The 16868-nt window shown below is 56.4% G+C and carries 17 protein-coding genes; 6 read left to right on the forward strand and 11 right to left on the reverse strand.

What is annotated here, in order from left to right; genetic code table 11:
* The first annotated feature begins 61 nt into the window (after positions 1 to 61).
* On the forward strand, positions 62 to 1264 hold the full coding sequence (sbcD, locus tag PGR23_RS19215) for an exonuclease subunit SbcD (RefSeq protein ID WP_047078664.1): 1203 nt from the start codon (positions 62 to 64) through the stop codon (positions 1262 to 1264).
* Positions 1261 to 4395 (forward strand): exonuclease subunit SbcC, encoded by a 3135-nt coding sequence (gene sbcC, locus PGR23_RS19220; RefSeq protein ID WP_396279881.1) that lies wholly within the window; start codon positions 1261 to 1263, stop codon positions 4393 to 4395. Before sbcD ends, sbcC begins: the two co-directional genes overlap by 4 nt.
* A 51-nt stretch (positions 4396 to 4446) precedes the next feature.
* Here sbcC and mak read toward each other — a convergent pair whose 3' ends face one another.
* Positions 4447 to 5352: a fructokinase gene (mak, locus tag PGR23_RS19225; RefSeq protein ID WP_396279882.1), complete on the reverse strand. Its 906-nt coding sequence runs from the start codon at positions 5350 to 5352 to the stop codon at positions 4447 to 4449.
* A 91-nt stretch (positions 5353 to 5443) separates the two neighbouring features.
* Here mak and rdgC point away from each other — a divergent pair, with 91 nt between their 5' ends.
* Positions 5444 to 6355 (forward strand): recombination-associated protein RdgC, encoded by a 912-nt coding sequence (gene rdgC / locus PGR23_RS19230; RefSeq protein ID WP_047044545.1) that lies wholly within the window; start codon positions 5444 to 5446, stop codon positions 6353 to 6355.
* A gap of 54 nt (positions 6356 to 6409) precedes the next feature.
* On the opposite strand, the gene ppnP is transcribed toward rdgC, so the two are convergent.
* The 4 genes from ppnP to aroL form a co-directional block, all read right to left on the reverse strand.
* Positions 6410 to 6694 (reverse strand): pyrimidine/purine nucleoside phosphorylase, encoded by a 285-nt coding sequence (gene ppnP / locus PGR23_RS19235; RefSeq protein ID WP_047044546.1) that lies wholly within the window; start codon positions 6692 to 6694, stop codon positions 6410 to 6412.
* 87 nt (positions 6695 to 6781) lie between these two features.
* Entirely contained in the window at positions 6782 to 7459 is a 678-nt protein-coding gene (locus PGR23_RS19240; protein WP_396279883.1) for an AroM family protein, read from the reverse strand.
* 251 nt (positions 7460 to 7710) lie between these two features.
* Positions 7711 to 7902: a YaiA family protein gene (locus PGR23_RS19245; protein WP_015368019.1), complete on the reverse strand. Its 192-nt coding sequence runs from the start codon at positions 7900 to 7902 to the stop codon at positions 7711 to 7713.
* Positions 7903 to 7973: 71 nt separating this feature from the next.
* Positions 7974 to 8498, reverse strand: coding sequence for a shikimate kinase AroL (gene aroL, locus PGR23_RS19250; protein ID WP_032707531.1), 525 nt, complete (start codon positions 8496 to 8498; stop codon positions 7974 to 7976).
* Positions 8499 to 8832: 334 nt separating this feature from the next.
* On the opposite strand from aroL, the gene PGR23_RS19255 reads away from it, so the two are divergent.
* Positions 8833 to 9540, forward strand: coding sequence for a DUF2076 domain-containing protein (locus PGR23_RS19255; RefSeq protein WP_047078667.1), 708 nt, complete (start codon positions 8833 to 8835; stop codon positions 9538 to 9540).
* Here PGR23_RS19255 and PGR23_RS19260 read toward each other — a convergent pair.
* Positions 9537 to 9995, reverse strand: coding sequence for a YaiI/YqxD family protein (locus PGR23_RS19260; RefSeq protein WP_015368022.1), 459 nt, complete (start codon positions 9993 to 9995; stop codon positions 9537 to 9539). The genes PGR23_RS19255 and PGR23_RS19260 overlap by 4 nt on opposite strands.
* A gap of 115 nt (positions 9996 to 10110) precedes the next feature.
* Here PGR23_RS19260 and proC point away from each other — a divergent pair, with 115 nt between their 5' ends.
* Positions 10111 to 10920, forward strand: a complete 810-nt coding sequence (gene proC / locus PGR23_RS19265; RefSeq protein WP_015368023.1) for a pyrroline-5-carboxylate reductase — start codon at positions 10111 to 10113, stop codon at positions 10918 to 10920.
* A gap of 49 nt (positions 10921 to 10969) precedes the next feature.
* On the opposite strand, the gene PGR23_RS19270 is transcribed toward proC, so the two are convergent.
* From PGR23_RS19270 to PGR23_RS19285, 4 genes are all read right to left on the reverse strand, one after another.
* Entirely contained in the window at positions 10970 to 11281 is a 312-nt protein-coding gene (locus PGR23_RS19270; protein WP_047078668.1) for a PsiF family protein, read from the reverse strand.
* Between the two features lie 91 nt (positions 11282 to 11372).
* Positions 11373 to 12788: an alkaline phosphatase gene (gene phoA / locus PGR23_RS19275; RefSeq protein ID WP_015368025.1), complete on the reverse strand. Its 1416-nt coding sequence runs from the start codon at positions 12786 to 12788 to the stop codon at positions 11373 to 11375.
* Between the two features lie 100 nt (positions 12789 to 12888).
* Positions 12889 to 13149: an anti-adapter protein IraP gene (iraP, locus tag PGR23_RS19280; protein ID WP_015368026.1), complete on the reverse strand. Its 261-nt coding sequence runs from the start codon at positions 13147 to 13149 to the stop codon at positions 12889 to 12891.
* Between the two features lie 310 nt (positions 13150 to 13459).
* The gene (locus PGR23_RS19285; RefSeq protein ID WP_045390975.1) at positions 13460 to 14659 is read right to left on the reverse strand and encodes a multidrug efflux MFS transporter; all 1200 of its coding nucleotides are present in this window, start codon (positions 14657 to 14659) and stop codon (positions 13460 to 13462) included.
* A 301-nt stretch (positions 14660 to 14960) separates the two neighbouring features.
* Between PGR23_RS19285 and ddlA the strand changes: the two genes are divergently transcribed.
* A complete protein-coding gene (gene ddlA, locus PGR23_RS19290; RefSeq protein ID WP_045390977.1) occupies positions 14961 to 16058 on the forward strand; it encodes a D-alanine--D-alanine ligase in 1098 nt (365 codons plus the stop codon).
* 513 nt (positions 16059 to 16571) lie between these two features.
* Here ddlA and PGR23_RS19295 read toward each other — a convergent pair.
* Positions 16572 to 16775, reverse strand: a complete 204-nt coding sequence (locus PGR23_RS19295) for a DUF2754 family protein (RefSeq protein WP_045390980.1) — start codon at positions 16773 to 16775, stop codon at positions 16572 to 16574.
* Positions 16776 to 16868: the final 93 nt, after the last annotated feature.

Genomic DNA, 16868 nt, shown 5'->3' on the forward strand with positions numbered 1-16868 from the left:
AATACGGGCGGCAGGATCAACGTTATAATGGCCGCCTGGCTTTTATCGCAACGGAATTTTTATGCGCATCCTTCATACCTCCGACTGGCACCTCGGCCAGAACTTCTACAGCAAAAGCCGCGCGGACGAACACGCCGCCTTTCTCGACTGGCTGCTGGAACGCGCGCAGGAATACGAGGTGGATGCCATTATCGTCGCCGGCGATATTTTTGATACCGGCTCTCCGCCGAGCTACGCCCGCGAACTGTATAACCGTTTTGTCGTTCAGCTGCAGCAAACCGGCTGCCAGTTGGTGGTGCTGGCGGGCAACCACGATTCGGTGGCGACGTTAAACGAGTCGCGCGAAATTCTCGCCTTCCTGAAAACCACCGTGGTCGCCAACGCCGGTCACGCGCCCTTTGTCTTACCGCGACGCGACGGCACGCCCGGCGCGGTCTTCTGCCCGGTGCCGTTTTTGCGCCCGCGCGAACTGGTGGTCAGTCAGGCTGGCCACTCCAGCGGCGAAAAACAGCAGCAGTTGCTCACCGCCATCAGCGACTATTATCAGCAGCAATATCAGCAGGCCTGCGACCTGCGCGGCGAACGCGTATTACCGATTATTGCCAGCGGCCACCTCACCACCGTCGGCGCCAGCAAAAGCGACGCGGTCCGTGAAATCTATATCGGTACCCTTGACGCCTTCCCGGCCAACCGCTTCCCGCCCGCCGATTACATCGCGCTCGGTCATATTCATCGCGCCCAGATGGTCGGCGGCTGCGAGCATATTCGCTACAGCGGTTCGCCGCTGCCGCTGAGTTTTGATGAAACCGGAAAAAACAAAAGCGTTAATCTGGTCTCATTCAGCGAGGGCAAGCTCAGCGAGGTGACGCCGCTGCCGGTGCCGATCACCCAGCCGCTGGCGGTACTGAAAGGTGATTTCGCCAGCATCACCGAACAGCTTCAGCAGTGGCAGGATAGCGCGCAGCAGCCGCCGGTCTGGCTGGATATCGAAATCACCAGCGATGAATATCTGCACGATATCCAAAGAAAAATTCAGCAGCAGACCGAATCGCTGCCGGTGGAAGTGCTGCTGGTGCGCCGCAGTCGCGCCCAGCGTGAACGCATTCTGGCCGGCGTTCAGCGAGAAACGCTGAGCGAACTGCAGGTGGAAGAGGTGTTTGCCCGCCGTCTGGCGCTGGAAACCCTTGATGCTCCACAGCAACAGCGGCTGGAGCAACTGTTTACGGAAACGCTGCATAGCCTGAACGGTGAGGAACACCTGTGAGAATCCTGAGCCTACGCCTGAAAAACCTTAACTCGCTGAAAGGCGAATGGAAAATCGACTTTACCGCTGAACCATTCGCCAGCAATGGGTTATTCGCGATTACCGGGCCGACCGGCGCCGGGAAAACCACCCTGTTAGATGCCATCTGTCTCGCGCTGTACCACGAAACGCCGCGCCTGAGCAGCGTATCGCAATCGCAAAACGATCTGATGACCCGCGACACCGCCGAGTGCCTGGCGGAAGTTGAATTTGAGGTCCGGGGCACCGCCTATCGCGCCTTCTGGAGCCAGAACCGCGCCCGCAACCAGCCGGATGGCAATCTACAGGCGCCGCGCGTTGAGCTGGCGCGCTGCGACGACGGTAAAATTCTTGCCGACAAGGTCAAAGACAAACTGGAGCTGACGGCATCAATTACCGGCCTCGACTATGGGCGTTTTACCCGTTCAATGCTGCTTTCGCAGGGACAATTCGCCGCTTTCCTCAATGCCAAACCGAAAGAGCGCGCCGAGCTGCTGGAAGAGCTGACCGGGACTGAAATTTACGGGCAAATTTCCGCGCAGGTCTTTGAAAAACATAAACTCGCCCGCATTGAGCTGGAAAAGCTGCAGGCGCAGGCCTCCGGCGTCGTACTGTTAAATGATGAGCAGCAGCAGGCGTTACAGCAAAGTTTGCAAGTACTTACTGCTGAAGAACAGCAGCAGCTTGCCGAACAGACCCGCCAGCAAAATGCCCTACAGTGGCTGCGCCGCCGTCAGGAGCTAAACGCGGAAGCCACCCAGGCGCAGGCCGCTTTACAGCAGGCGTTACTGGCGCAGGAAGCCGCCGCGCCGCAGCTGGCGGCGCTACAAACCGCGCAGCCGGCAGAGCAACTGCGACCATTATGGTCGCGGCTGCAGGAACACAGTACCGCGCTGGCGCAAACCCGCCGTCAGGTTGAGGAAGTAAATACTCGCTTACAGGACAGCCTGCGCCGTCGCGCCGGGATCCGCCTGGCAGCCCAACAACGTCTGGCTCAACTAGAATCCAGCCAGCAATCGTTGCATGAGTGGCTTAAAGCGCACGAGCGATTCCAGCAGTGGAGTACGGCGCTGGCAGGCTGGAAAGCCACCTTCCAGCAGCTTAATCGCGACGCTCAGCAAGAGTTGACGCTACAGCAGCGCCTGCAGGATGCCAGCCGTAAGCTCGGCGAATTGCCGGCCACCGCGCTAACCCTCGATGCGCAGCAGGTCAGCCGCGAGCTGGCACAGCATACCGCCGCCCGCCCGCTGCGCCAGCAGCTCTCAACCCTCCATCGCCAGCTGCAGCCGCTGTTCCTGCGTCTGCGGCAGCTACAGAGCGCGGAAAACGCCTCACAGCAGGAAAAAGAGAAGCTTGAAGCCGCGCTACAACAGCGCCGTCAGGCGTGGAAGGAAAAAAATCAACAGCTCAGCGATGTAAAAGCCATCTGCGAACTGGAAGCGCGTATCGCCGGGCTGGAAGCCGAGCGCGCCCGCCTGCAGCCAGGCGCGCCTTGTCCACTGTGCGGTTCCGAACATCATCCGGCGGTCGCGGAATACCAGGCGCTGGTGCCCGGCATCAACCAAACCCGCCGCGACGCGCTGGATCGGGAAGTGCGACAGCTGGCGGAAGAAGGCGCGCAGCTGCGCGGCCAGCTTGAAGCGTTGCTTAAACAACAGCAAAAAGACGCTGACGAGAAAACATCGCTTCTGCAGCAGGAGCAAGCGCTCACCTCTCAATGGCAAGCCACCCTCGCGGAATTGGCGATCGCGCTAACGCCGCAGGATGATATTGCCGGCTGGCTTGATAGCCAACAGCAGCATGAACAGCAGCTGTATCAGCATCAACAACGACTGGCCTGGCAGGCGCAACAGCAGGAGAGCCAGCAGCAGCTCCAGCAGTTACAGCAGGATCTCGAACAGCGCCGTCGCGCGCTGCAGGCGGAGCTGGAGGTTTATTCCCTGGCGCTTCCGCCTGCCGCAGAGGCTAACGACTGGCTGGCCCAGCGCGAAGCCGAGACCCACAGCTGGCAGGCGAAACAAAATGAAGCCGCCGCGCTGCAGGAGCAACGCCAGCAGCTAACGCCGCTGCTTGAGACGCTGCCCGAGTCAACGGAAACCGTCGTTCCCGCGCCGCTGGAGGGCTGGCGGCAGGTGCATGATGATTGCCTGGCGCTACAGAGCCAGTGGCAAACGCTGGGCCAGCAGGAAAGCCAGCAGCAGGCGCAGGTGAAGGAAAGCGAAAAGCAGTTTACCGCCGCGCTGGCCGCCAGCCCGTTTGCCGACCAAACGGCCTTTCTTGCCGCTTTGCTTGACGAGGCTAGCCGCCAGCGGCTGGAACAACTCAAGCAGACGCTGGAAAAAGAAGTTCAGCAGAACCAAACGCTGGCCCTGCGGGCGCAGGCGTCGCTTGAACGCCATCAGCAACAGCCGCCCGGCGATATTGATATCAACCAGCCGCTGGAGCAGCGAGAGAATAGGCTGGAGCAACTGGCGCGCCAGTTGCGGGAAAACAGCGCCCGTCAGGGTGAGATCCGCCAGCAGTTGAAGCAAAACAGCGATAACCAACAGCGCCAGCAATCATTACGCCAGCAGATGGAACAAGCCGCGCAGCAGGTCGAAGACTGGGCCTGGCTGAATGCGCTCATTGGTTCAAAAGAGGGCGATAAGTTCCGTAAATTCGCCCAGGGGCTGACGCTGGATAATCTGGTGTGGCTGGCTAACCAGCAGCTCAACCGCCTGCATGGTCGCTACTTGCTGCAACGCAAAGCCAGCGAGGCGCTGGAGCTGGAAGTGGTGGACACCTGGCAGGCCGACGCGGTGCGCGATACCCGCACGCTTTCCGGCGGCGAAAGCTTCCTTGTGAGCCTCGCGCTGGCGCTGGCGCTATCTGACCTGGTCAGCCATAAGACGCGAATTGATTCGCTCTTCCTTGACGAAGGATTCGGCACCCTGGATAGCGAAACGCTGGATACCGCGCTGGATGCGCTCGACGCGCTTAACGCCAGCGGCAAAGTTATTGGCGTGATTAGCCACGTCGAGGCGATGAAAGAACGCATCCCGGTGCAGATTAAAGTGAAAAAGATAAACGGTCTGGGATACAGCCGGTTGGAGAAAGCGTTTGCGGTGGAGTGAAGTCTTCTCCTCACCCTAACCCTCTCCCCACAGGGGGGAGAGGGAATGAGATTATAGCGGCCACAGCCATGCCGCGCCGCGTACGCCGCTGGAATCGCCATGCATCGCCTGGCGAATCGGCGTCTCGCATTCTCCGCCGAATACCCACTGTTTCATCAGCCCCGGAACCGTTTGATACAGACGTTCGACGTTGCTCATCCCGCCGCCTAACACAATGACATCCGGATCGAGGATATTCACCACGTGCGCCAGTGATTTCGCCAGACGCTGCTCGTAGCGGCGCAGCGCCAGTTCGGCCTTTTCGTCACCTTCCCCCACCAGGCGCATAATCTCGCGGCCGGTTAATGGTTTTCCGCTTAGCCGCTGATAGTCGGTGGCGAAACCGGTGCCGGAAATAAAGGTTTCAATACACCCCTGCTTGCCGCAATAACAAGGCACTTGCTGACGATAGCGCAGCTCATCTTCATCCATCCACGGCAGCGGGTTGTGTCCCCATTCGCCGGCTGTACCATTGCCGCCGATATGCGCGCGCCCGTTCAACGCCACCCCCGCGCCGCAGCCGGTACCGATAATGACCGCAAACACGGTTTGCGCCCCCGCGGCCGCGCCATCGACCGCTTCCGAAACCGCCAGGCAGTTAGCATCGTTGGCAAGCCGGACCTCACGATTGAGGCGCAGGCTGAGGTCTTTATCGAAGGGCTGGCCGTTCAGCCAGGTCGAGTTGGCGTTTTTCACCACCCCACTATATGGCGAAATCGAGCCGGGGATGCCCATACCGACGGTGCCGCGCTGCCCGGTCTCCTGCTCGGCCATCTCCACCAGCGAGGCAATGGTCTCGATGGTCTGGCGATAATCCTCCCGCGGGGTTGGCAAGCGGTGGCGAAATAACTGCTGGCCCTGCTCACTCAGGGCGATGACTTCTGTTTTTGTTCCACCTAAATCAATACCAATACGCACAGTCTGCTCCTCACCCCGATTAACAATGCAAGCATAGCGACAATTCGCTATCATGCCCGCCTGATTTAACGACAAAGCCGTGGAAATTATCATGCTGTGGTTCAAAAATTTAATGGTTTACCGTCTGAGCCGCGATATCGAATTGCGCGCCGAAGAGATGGAAAAACAGCTGGCCGAGCTGACATTTACCCCTTGTGGCAGCCAGGATATGGCGAAAACCGGTTGGGTATCGCCGATGGGATCGCACAGCGACGCGCTGACGCATACGGCAAACGGCCAGATCGTTATCTGCGCCCGTAAAGAAGAAAAGATCCTGCCGTCGCCGGTGATCAAACAGGCGCTGGAAGCGAAGATCCTCAAGCTCGAAGCCGATCAAGGCCGCAAGCTGAAGAAAACGGAAAAAGATTCGCTGAAAGATGAAGTGCTGCACTCGCTGCTGCCGCGCGCCTTTAGCCGCTTCAGCCAGACGATGATGTGGATCGATACCGTCAATGGCCTGATCATGGTGGACTGCGCCAGCGCCAAGAAAGCGGAAGATACGCTGGCGCTGCTGCGTAAAACGCTGGGCTCGCTGCCGGTGGTACCGCTGACGCTGGAAAATCCGATCGAGCTGACGCTGACCGAATGGGTGCGCTCCGGTAGCGTGGCTCAGGGCTTCCAGCTGCTTGACGAAGCTGAATTGAAAGCGATGCTGGAAGATGGCGGCGTGATCCGCGCGAAGAAACAGGATCTGGTGAGCGATGAGATCGCCGTACATATCGAAGCGGGTAAAGTGGTCACCAAACTGGCGCTCGACTGGCAGCAGCGTATCCAGTTTATGATCTGCGACGACGCATCGATCAAACGTCTGAAGTTCTGCGACGAATTACGTGACCAGAATGAAGATATTGACCGCGAAGATTTTGCGCAGCGTTTTGACGCCGACTTTATTTTAATGACCGGCGAGCTGGCGGCATTGATCCAAAGCCTGGTAGAAGGCCTCGGCGGCGAAGCTCAGCGCTAAGGCATCACCTTCCTGCCGGGCCCGGAAAGTGGACGCGGCAGGAAGGCGCTTAAATTACAGATAACGGCACAGGTAGGAAGTCGGTTCCGCCACCTGCAGGTGGAATTCGCTATTACCCGGCACGTTAAACACTTCACCTGCCGCGTACACCTTCCATTCCGTTTCCCCCGGTAACAGCACGTTCAACGCGCCGCTGACCACGGTCATCTCTTCCGGCTGGGCGGTGCCAAAGGCGTATTCACCCTCTTCCATCACCCCAACGCTGGCGCGGCCGGTACTGCTGCTGGTGAAGCCGATAGATTTCACTTTCCCTGAAAAATACTCATTGCTTTGAAGCATAAACAAGACCTTATCATCGTTGGTTGAAGCTTCAATATAGGGGGCGCTCCTTGCCCCTGTCACGTAAAATTAATCGATAACGTCGGGTTAAACTAATAGTTCTGCCGCCAGTCGCGAAACCAGCACATTTGACAATAATACCGGGACATCCAGCGCCTTTTGTAATACGTCGCGGTGATGCTGATGATAGCCAAGACAGTCGAGCACCAGTACATCCGCCCCCTGTTCGACTAAACCTCTTCCTGCATCCAGCAGATCGCTGTCGCTGCCGCCCATCGGGTTCGCCAGCGCATAGTAAGGCGTATTTTCTAAAGTGAGCCACTTTTGCCGCTGCAGGGGCAGGACTTCTTCAACGGGTACAATCACACCCACCTGATGGCCATCGACGATCGATGCCACCAGCGGCGGAATAATCCGTTCAGGCTCAAGAAGGATAGCGTTGTGCGTCGCAAGGCCGCTCAACTGTTCGGAACTGAGAAGAAGAATGACATCATATTCCTGCCGATCCAGCATCTCGATAACGCAGCGCAGATCGCGCTCCACCTTTTGGCGGGAGACTTCCACCAGTTGGTTGTCATTGAGTAAGGTCAGCAGCCCCTGGTCACCGGATTCCACGGCATAATTTTCCATAACGTCTTCACGCGTCATTTTACCTAACAGGCTAATATGGGTGATCTGCTCTTCCCTGATATGTTCGGTTAACAGCGGCAAAACTTCCGCCACCGGCGCCACGCCAATGGTCAAAATTGCCATCGTTGCACTCATATCATGTACCTTTTCACTACCACTGCTTCAACACAGGCTTTTCACACACGACATCCGCCCCCCTGGTGAGTAAAAATCAACCGTCGAGAAGCGTAGCAGCTCAGCGGCGCTGCGGAATGTAAAGATTCCAGAAGCTTCAGAGTCGCTCCTGAAAAATCCGTGTGTTAGGTATTCATTAGTACCATTGATGAATTAAAAATGTGAGCTGAGCCCGGTATTGCCATCTTCATGGCACAAACCGGGCCGGGGGATTATGTTTTTTCGGGATCTTCGTAGCGCCGTTTAGCGTCTAACGCTTCCTGCTCGGAGGGATGTTCGCTGATCAGCGAATCGGGTGTCGGGTAATCCGCACGCAGCTGATACCAGGTGACCGTCTGACCCGCGGCGCCTTTTTCGACGGCGACAACGCGTGCTTGTCTCGGATAAGGGGGTCTGTTTGGCATTGTTCTTCCTTTTTCGGCTGTCAGAACAATTAAGTATAGGCTCCGCTTTCCCCCCTGACCCAGGTAAAATCCTAACTTACCGTCACATCGCACAGCATGGTCATAATCTGTTCAACCACCGCATCCGGCGTCGCGGTGGCGTCTACGGTATGATGGGCGGTTTCGCGGTACAGGGCTTCCCGCTGCGCCAACACTTCGCCGACTTCCTCGCGGACGGGCTTACCGGTCAGCGTTGGACGCTGTTCCGCCTGTGGGTATGCTTCCAGACGCTCAATTAAGGCGTTAACTGAAGCCTGCAGATAAATCACGATGCCGTTTTCACGCATAAACAGACGATTACGTTCAGCGAGAATAATTCCTCCGCCGGTCGCAATCACCGTATCCGGCAGCGTAACAGCCTTCAGCGACAGCGTCTCCAGTTCACGAAAGCGTTCCCAGCCCTCTTTCTGCACGATTTCCGCTACCGTGCGTTTCTCATGCGCCTGCAAACGATGATCGGTATCGGAAAACTGGAAATGCAGCGCGCGCGCCAGGGCATGGCCGATCGTCGTTTTACCGCAGCCTCGCGGCCCGATGAGAAAAATTGGTTGTGTCATTACCGAAGACCCCCTGGTTCCGCGTTTCGCGGAGAAATAAAGGCGAAAAGTACGCCATGATACCTGCAAATGCCTGCCACGATAACCGTAAAATAATCGTTACATTTTTTAGGGAACCCTATTTACCACAGAGTTTGAATGGATTCCGCATGTAAACTTATCATTGCATTTAGTGTTATGCCAGCTTTACTTAAAGGCGAAGGATTATTTTTTATCCATTCTTTGCCGTAAACGGTAACACATTTCTGCACAGCTTTACGCTGCAACATATTTACAACACCGGCCGACCGTCGCACTCTGACGGTAAATGACCCGTGTGACAGAGGAATGTATCATGCAATCTGAAGAACAACGCCTTATTGATGGCCTGTTTTCCCGTTTAAAAGAGGCCGAGACGCACAGCGCATCGCGCGACGCCAGCGCCGAGGAGCGGATTGCCCAGCACGTAACCCAGCAGCCGGCGGCCCCGTACTATATGGCGCAAACTATCCTGATTCAGGAAGCGGCTATCAAACAACTAAACGACCGCATTCAGGCGCTGGAGGCTCAGGTTAGCCAGCTGCAGGCGGCAAAACCGAGCAGCGGCGGGTTCCTGTCGGGCCTGTTCGGCGGCGGCCAGTCCCGCGGCTCCGATCCGATTCCTGGGGCAGAGCAATATGGCCGCCCGCAGGCCAATAACGCGCAACCGCAGTATGCGCCGCAGCAAAACTATGCCCCGCAGGCGGCAGGCCGCAGCGGCGGCGGCTTTATGGCGGGTGCGCTACAAACCGCGGCCGGGGTGGCAGGCGGCGTAGTGTTGGGTAATATGCTGACCAATATGTTCAGTGGTTCACACCCGCAGGAGATTGTGAACATCATCGATGAACAGCAGCCGCAGCAGCAACAAGACGTCAGCCCGGCGCTGGATAATAACGCCGCCGAGGATCCGTTCCGCCAGCAGGACGATCCTTTCCTGGCGGACAACAACACCCTTGACTCCGATTTCGACGCCGGCTTCGGCAATGACGATGATTTCGGTAGCGATGACGACAGCTGGGTTTAATCCTGCTGACGTTTAACCGCAAGCAGCCACTTCTCCAGCTCGGCGGCGAATAACTGCCGATCGCGCTGCGATAAACTATCCGGGCCGCCGGTCTGTACGCCGCTGGCCCGCATCGTCTCCATAAAATCACGCATCGTCAGGCGCTCGCGAATGGTCGCCTCACTGTAGCGCTCGCCGCGCGGATTCAGCGCCGCTCCTCCTTTCGCCAGCACTTCCGCCGCCAGCGGGATGTCAGCGGTGATCACCAAATCGCCCGGTTCACAGAGACGGACAATCTCGTTATCGGCAACATCAAAACCCTGCGCCACCCTTAGCGCGCGGACGTAGCGCGACGGTGGAACCCGCAGCGACTGGTTGGCGACCAGCGTCAGCGGCGTCTGCGTGCGTTCGGCGGCGCGGAACAAAATTTCTTTAATGACATTCGGACACGCGTCCGCATCTACCCAAATCGCCATTTCGGCTCCTGTCGTCGGCAAAGGTTGCGACATTGTCGCCTGCTTTTCTCCCCCAGAAAAGCGCCAGGATGATAAGCTAGTGGGATCGTAACGAAAAATGCAGAGGGGAAAGGTAATGGATAAGAAAATTGGCTTTATCGGCTGCGGTAACATGGGTAAAGCCATTCTCGGCGGCCTGATCGCCAGCGGACAAGTGCAACCGGCGCAAATCTGGGTCTATACCCCATCGCCGGACAAAGTTGCCGCCCTGCATGACCAGTACGGTATTAATGCGGCGGAAAGCGCGCAGGAAGTCGCTCAGGTCGCCGATATCGTCTTCGGCGCGGTGAAGCCGGGGATCATGACCAAGGTATTAAGCGATATCGCTTCCAGTCTGAACAAAGATTCGCTGGTGGTCTCGATAGCCGCAGGCGTCACGCTGGATCAGCTGGCGCGCGCGCTGGGCCACGATCGCAAAATTATTCGCGCCATGCCGAACACGCCGTCGCTGGTGAACGCCGGGATGACCTCCGTGACGCCAAACGCGCTGGTCAGCGCGGAAGAGATCGCCGAGGTATTAACCATTTTCCGCTGCTTCGGCCAGGCGGAAACCATCGCCGAACCGATGATTCACCCGGTGGTTGGCGTCAGCGGTTCCGCGCCGGCTTACGTCTTTATGTTTATCGAAGCCATGGCCGATGCCGCCGTTCTCGGCGGTATGCCGCGCGCGCAGGCCTACAAATTCGCCGCGCAGGCGGTCATGGGGTCAGCGAAGATGGTACTGGAAAGCGGCGAACATCCGGGCGCGCTGAAAGATATGGTCTGCTCGCCGGGCGGCACCACCATTGAAGCGGTTCGCGTACTGGAAGAAAAAGGTTTCCGTTCAGCCGTTATCGAAGCAATGGCGAAGTGTATGGAAAAATCAGAGCAACTGAGCCGTTCCTGATAATCCTGAAAGAGACTACGGGTGAGGCGCCACCGCCCCACCCGTCATCTTATTTCTTCAGGCAGGTACTCATAAACTTATTACGATCGTCACCCTTCAGCGATTTCGACGACGCTTCTTTGCTACAAGCGCTCATCTTCTGCTGTTGAGGCGTCAGCGTCTTGCCGGCCGCTGGCGCATCTTTCTTCAGGCAATTGCTCATAAAGGCTTTACGTTCATCCCCCTTCAGCGACTTTGACGCCGCTTCGGTATTACATACGCTCATTTTCTGCTGCTGAGGCGTTAACGTTTTATCTGCGGCACTTACCGCGGCAACAAAGACCAAACCAAAAAGTAGGGTTACCAGAAATGTTATTTTCATCACACCATCCCTCTGTTAGTGGATCTCTGTAAGTCTGGTCGCTATCAGCAAAAAAACCAGCCGGTAACGTAAATTCGTTACCGGCCGCGGGTTATTTCAGACCCAGCGCGTCTTTCATGGTGTAAAACAGATCGGTCTGGTCGGTAAGACCCACCACGTTGCCCGCATGCGGGCCATAGGCGGCAATACGCAGTTGGGTGCCGGTGTGTTCCATCGACTCTTCTTCAGAGTTGCCATAGCTCATCACCATTACCGCGCCATCTTTGGTCGTCAGCGCCTGGGTCAGGCCCGGCGCTTTCGTGTCGGCCGGGATAATCTGGCTGGAGTGGGCGTGATCGGCGGTGACGATCACCAGGGTATTACCCTCTTTTTTGGCAAATTCCAGCGCTTTCTGTACCGCTTCATCGAGGTCGACGGTTTCGCCAATCTGGCCGCAAGGGTTTGCCGCGTGGTCCTGTTTATCGATAGACGCCCCCTCAACCTGCAGGAAGAAACCTTTCTCGTTGCGGCTCAGGAGATCAATCGCTTTTTCGGTCATCTGCGCCAGCGTCGGTACGGAAGCATCGCGTTTCGGGTTTGGGGTACAGGTTACCGGCGGTTTGTCGATATTGCCGTGATAAGAGGCTTTCGGGCCTTCCCACCGCACCGGCATATTGCCGTCGGAGAACAGACCGAGCAGCGGTTTACCCTGATTTGCTTCGCTGATAGCGGCGAGAGAGGCGGCGTCGGTCACAATCTGATAGCCGCGAGCGACCGCCTGCTCATGCAGGGTTTTCCCCTGCCACTCCCCTGCGGTCGCCGTTTCAGCAAAGGTCTTCGCCCCGCCGCCTAAAGAGACATCCGGACGGGCATTCAGCAGTTGTTCGGTGATAGAGCCCTTGCCGCCTTTTTCCAGCGCGTTGCTGGCGCATTTTTCGCTGGTCACGCTGGGACCATAGCATTTACGCGAGGTCACATGGGCCACCTGCGCCGCCGGCGTCGCATCCTGCAGCTCAGCCGTCGAGACATTGCCGGTGGCAAGACCCGCGGCTTTCGCCAGCTCAAGGATGGTCTGATGATCTTTTTCGTGGATATCAACGCCCAGCGCGCCGTTATAGCTTTTCACGCCGGTGGTCCACGCGGTTGCCGAAGCGGCGGAATCCGTCACGTAATCCGGTTTGCCGGTTTTTTTATCCAGAGAATAATGAGTGTACTGGCCCGTCAGCGGCAGGGCATCAATACCTTTAAAGAAACCGCCGGCGCCTTCGGCATAATTTCGTGCGGCGGTAATTTCTGAATCGCCCATGCCATCGCCAATGAGCAAAATAATATTTTTCGCCGGCTTATTGATTAAAGAAGCGCGCAGCGCTTCGGTCTGATCGCCCGTTAAACGGCGCGCGCCGCCTGGGGTCGTGATATCGCCCTGGGCCGCGCGATTTTCCAGCACCGGCGATGAAGTTGTTTGTGCATGAATAACCGGGGGAGCCAGCAGCGGTAACAGGGCAATAAAGAGGGCAGATAATTTCACTTTGTCGTCTCCATGTAAAAAATACTTAAAAAACAAAACGAGGGAGACTTTATAAAAGTGGTGTGACAGAAAAATGACAGCATCCTTACTGGTCACATGATTAGTTACGAGGATGCCGGAGCAGCTTTTTTATATATTGCTGCAGAAGTTGGGTGTCACGGTCGTCCACCAGCGGTCCGGGCTTTACCTGCTCCATGGCGGTTTCGATATCCTGAATCAAACGTTGCTGTGCATCCTCAGCCATATGGCGCAGTAGCGCGGTGACGACAATTTCCAGCGCCTCAACCTGTACCGTCAGCTCTTTTGCCTCTTCTTCTTTTTGCGCCAGATTGACCAACAGCTCAGCAATGAGATTTTTCATTACGCATTATCCTTAAGCAACATCCATAATGGCCTAGTTATGTCATACATCGGCATATCGATACCAGAATTATTTTCAAATAATAGGGTTATTCCTGCAATAATATTCAGCGAAACGTTTTTATTACCGCCAGGCAACAAAGGGAAAGCCCCTATTATTAATAGCGAAAAGATAATTCTATAACCAAATTTAATAGTAAATAATAAAATGGAATATGTGTCGCACTATTTAAGGATAACCAAAGGTAATGGTTAATAGCTATATCAGCTGATTAATATAAGGCGCCCTTATGAGCGCCCAATATTTTTATTTAAACGGCCGCGCGGCGGCTACGGCGTAACATAATCGCCAGTTGCCAGATATTAATCAGGACAATCAACGCAGTGGCAATAAACACCCAGCGGAACCCCGCCATTGCCGAGACCGAAGCGCCAATGAGCGGCCCGGCGACATTACCCAGATACATAAATGACTGGTTATAACCGAAAATACGCCCGGTGACGTTATCGCTGCAGTATTTCAAGAGCAACGTCTGAACCGCCGGTAACATCGCGCCGTCGGCAAAGCCCAGCAGGAAGCGCAATACCCCGAGCTGCAGCGGCGAGGTCACGAACGACATCGCAAAGAACATCACCACCGCGCAGCATAACGTCGCCAGCAAAATGCGCGACGTCCCGATGCGATCGCCGAGTTTTCCCAGGCGAGGCGCGGAAATCAATGCCGAAATCCCCGGTACGGCGGCAATCATCCCCGCCAGAAACGCGATATTGTTGCTGTCCGGCGCCATCGACTTGATAAATAACGCCAGAATCGGCCCGATAGAGCCGTTACACAACTGGATAACCAAGGTGGTGAAAAACAGGCTAATCACCAGCCCCGGATGGGTCAATGAAGCAAAGACCGCTTTGCCGCTCAGGCGTTCAGCTTTGCTCACTTGCGGCCGGGCGCCCTCTTTAATCAGAAACAACGTCACGAGGAAACTGACCGTCAGTAAAATCGCGGTAATGAAAAACACCGCCCGCAGGCCGACGTGGTCAGCAAGAAAACCGCCGAGCAGCGGGCCGCCGATCACACCGCTTATCTGCGCCGTCGACAGCGTACTGAGCGCCCAACCGCTGCGTTCACGCGGCACCTGCGAGGCCACCAGCGCCATGGCGTTGGGAATATAACCGGAGGTCAGCCCCATTACCGCACGCAAAATAAATAGCTGCCAGACGTTGTTCGCAAAAGCCTGCAGCAAAATCGCAATCGCCATACCAAGGGAAGCGCGCAGCAGCATGAGTTTGCGCCCTTTGCGGTCTGCCAGGCTCCCCCACATCGGCGAGACAATCGCCGACACCAGGAAGGTGACGCTAAAGGTCAAGCCTGACCACATCGACAGCGCTTCATGTGAAGTAACGCCCAACTGAGAGACATACAGCGGTAAGAAGGGCAGAATTTGACTGATGGCGAGTCCGGTGAAAAAGCAGCCGAACCAGACAGAAATGAGATTAACCTTCCAGGATTCCATAACTACGCGTATTCATTAGTGTTTCGTAAATTATTACCTAGCTTAGCAATTTCCGTCTTCGCACGTAGTACCAGAGATGCGCATACCGCGAGTTTGGTGTTTTATCGCCCTGACCGCGGAGTAGACAAACATAATCGAAGATAACCGCATTGTCGTCAGTGGGATGTGCTGAGGCACATCGGCGATAGTGGCGAATGCGCAGCATTTAACCCTCTGCTGTAAAGGGTAAAGATTCAGGCAGCCATCTCGCTAAAACACATGCTATGTTATGTGTTTTGATGTAATCAGGATGGAAGTTGAAATGGCTAAAATGAGGGTTGGGATCGTTTTTGGCGGTAAGTCGGCAGAACATGAAGTGTCGCTGCAGTCAGCCAAAAATATCGTCGAAGCAATTGATAAGACACGCTTTGATGTTGTGCTGCTGGGAATCGATAAACAGGGGCTTTGGCATATCAACGATGCCAGCAACTATCTGCTGAACCCGCAGGATCCTGCCCATATCGCGCTGCGCCCGTCCGACGTGACGCTGGCGCAAATTCCTGGTCGCGATGCCCATCAGTTGATCAACGCCGATAGCGGCCAGCCGCTGGCGGCCATCGACGTCATCTTCCCGATTGTTCACGGCACCCTTGGCGAAGATGGTTCGCTGCAGGGGATGCTGCGGATGGCGAATTTGCCGTTCGTCGGCTCCGATGTGCTGGGCTCCGCCGCCTGCATGGATAAAGACGTCACTAAACGCCTGCTACGCGATGCCGGTCTGTCGATTGCGCCGTTCATCACCCTGACTCGCGCCAACCGTCAGCAGTTCAGCTTTGCCGATGTCAAAGCGAAGCTGGGACTACCGCTATTCGTGAAGCCCGCGAACCAGGGTTCTTCCGTCGGCGTCAGCAAAGTGAAGAGTGAAGAAGAGTATCGGCAGGCCGTCGCGTTAGCCTTTGAATTCGACCATAAAGTGGTGGTTGAACAAGGGATTAAGGGCCGTGAAATCGAGTGCGCGGTGCTGGGCAATGATTATCCCCAGGCCAGCACCTGCGGGGAGATCGTACTCAATAGCGAATTCTATGCCTACGATACCAAGTACATCGATGATAAAGGCGCGCAGGTGGTGGTTCCGGCAGCCATCGCCCCGGAGATCAACGACAAAATCCGCGATATCGCCGTCCGCGCTTATCAAACGCTCGGCTGCAGCGGAATGGCCCGCGTTGACGTCTTCCTGACGGAAGATAACGAGGTGGTGATCAACGAAATCAACACGCTGCCGGGCTTCACCAACATCAGTATGTATCCGAAGCTGTGGCAGGCCAGCGGCCTGGATTACACCAGCCTGATAAGCCGCCTGATCGAGCTGGCGCTGGAGCGCCACGCCGCCGACCGCGCGCTGAAAACCTCAATGAACTAAGCATTTTTCCCGGGTAGCGGCGTACCGCCTTACCCGGGCTACCGCGGTGCCGTTATTTTGTCGGATGGCGGCTAACGCCTTATCCGACCTACGGTCCGTGCGGCCTGCTGTTAATTTCTTCACCACGCTGGCTGACACTACTGGTGCTCTCCCCCCCCCGGTGGCGCTGCTACAGCGCTTTGCGATTTGGTAGCCCGGAGAAGGCGCAACGCGCCGCGTCCGGGAAAAACCCTTAAAAAGTCGCAAACCGATAACAGTATCTACGCCGGCATGTGATCTGTAGGCCCGCGCAAGCGTAGCGCCGCCGGGCAATAACCGCGGGTAAAAAGCCACTTTCGCGCCGGATGGCGGCGGCGACTGGCCGCCCTCTGTGCGCTCCCTGCGCCATGAGAGACATAACGCAGAAGGATTATCGGGAGCGCAATGTGCCTGGAAACACCACAGAACAACCGTTTTTCCAGGGCGAAACGATCGCAAACCGATAATAATAACTACCACGTCTTGCCGGGGATATTACGCCTCTTCTGCCGGACGGCGGCGAATAACAAATCCCGCCAGCCAGAAGCTCACTACCCACGTCACCAAACCGACGGCATAAGATTGCCAGCCCTGCGCGTCAAACCCCAACAGCCCCACCACGCCATTGAGAATAAAAATTAACCCCAGCGCAAACGCGTAGTAGTGCCAGTCACGGCGGATTTTGTCGGTCAGCTTCATAACGACTCCTGCGGAAAAAAAACATCATCGCATAGCCGCCCGCCGCGCCAACAAGATTGTTCGCACAATGCGAAGCCGCTCTCCCTTTTGTGC

This window comes from Klebsiella sp. 141162, assembly GCF_050600755.1.
GTDB classification, from domain to species: domain Bacteria; phylum Pseudomonadota; class Gammaproteobacteria; order Enterobacterales; family Enterobacteriaceae; genus Klebsiella; species Klebsiella aerogenes.

Bases quoted from the DNA above. Each gene is read 5' to 3' on its own strand.
- rdgC (WP_047044545.1), top strand. From the start codon at position 5,444: ATGCTGTGGTTCAAAAATTTAATGGTTTACCGTCTGAGCCGCGATATC.
- proC (WP_015368023.1), top strand. From the start codon at position 10,111: ATGGATAAGAAAATTGGCTTTATCGGCTGCGGTAACATGGGTAAAGCC.
- ppnP (WP_047044546.1), bottom strand. From the start codon at position 6,694: ATGCTTCAAAGCAATGAGTATTTTTCAGGGAAAGTGAAATCTATCGGC.
- PGR23_RS19285 (WP_045390975.1), bottom strand. From the start codon at position 14,659: ATGGAATCCTGGAAGGTTAATCTCATTTCTGTCTGGTTCGGCTGCTTT.
- iraP (WP_015368026.1), bottom strand. From the start codon at position 13,149: ATGAAAAATCTCATTGCTGAGCTGTTGGTCAATCTGGCGCAAAAAGAA.
- PGR23_RS19245 (WP_015368019.1), bottom strand. From the start codon at position 7,902: ATGCCAAACAGACCCCCTTATCCGAGACAAGCACGCGTTGTCGCCGTC.
- ddlA (WP_045390977.1), top strand. From the start codon at position 14,961: ATGGCTAAAATGAGGGTTGGGATCGTTTTTGGCGGTAAGTCGGCAGAA.
- PGR23_RS19270 (WP_047078668.1), bottom strand. From the start codon at position 11,281: ATGAAAATAACATTTCTGGTAACCCTACTTTTTGGTTTGGTCTTTGTT.
- sbcD (WP_047078664.1), top strand. From the start codon at position 62: ATGCGCATCCTTCATACCTCCGACTGGCACCTCGGCCAGAACTTCTAC.
- PGR23_RS19295 (WP_045390980.1), bottom strand. From the start codon at position 16,775: ATGAAGCTGACCGACAAAATCCGCCGTGACTGGCACTACTACGCGTTT.
- aroL (WP_032707531.1), bottom strand. From the start codon at position 8,498: ATGACACAACCAATTTTTCTCATCGGGCCGCGAGGCTGCGGTAAAACG.
- PGR23_RS19255 (WP_047078667.1), top strand. From the start codon at position 8,833: ATGCAATCTGAAGAACAACGCCTTATTGATGGCCTGTTTTCCCGTTTA.
- PGR23_RS19260 (WP_015368022.1), bottom strand. From the start codon at position 9,995: ATGGCGATTTGGGTAGATGCGGACGCGTGTCCGAATGTCATTAAAGAA.
- PGR23_RS19240 (WP_396279883.1), bottom strand. From the start codon at position 7,459: ATGAGTGCAACGATGGCAATTTTGACCATTGGCGTGGCGCCGGTGGCG.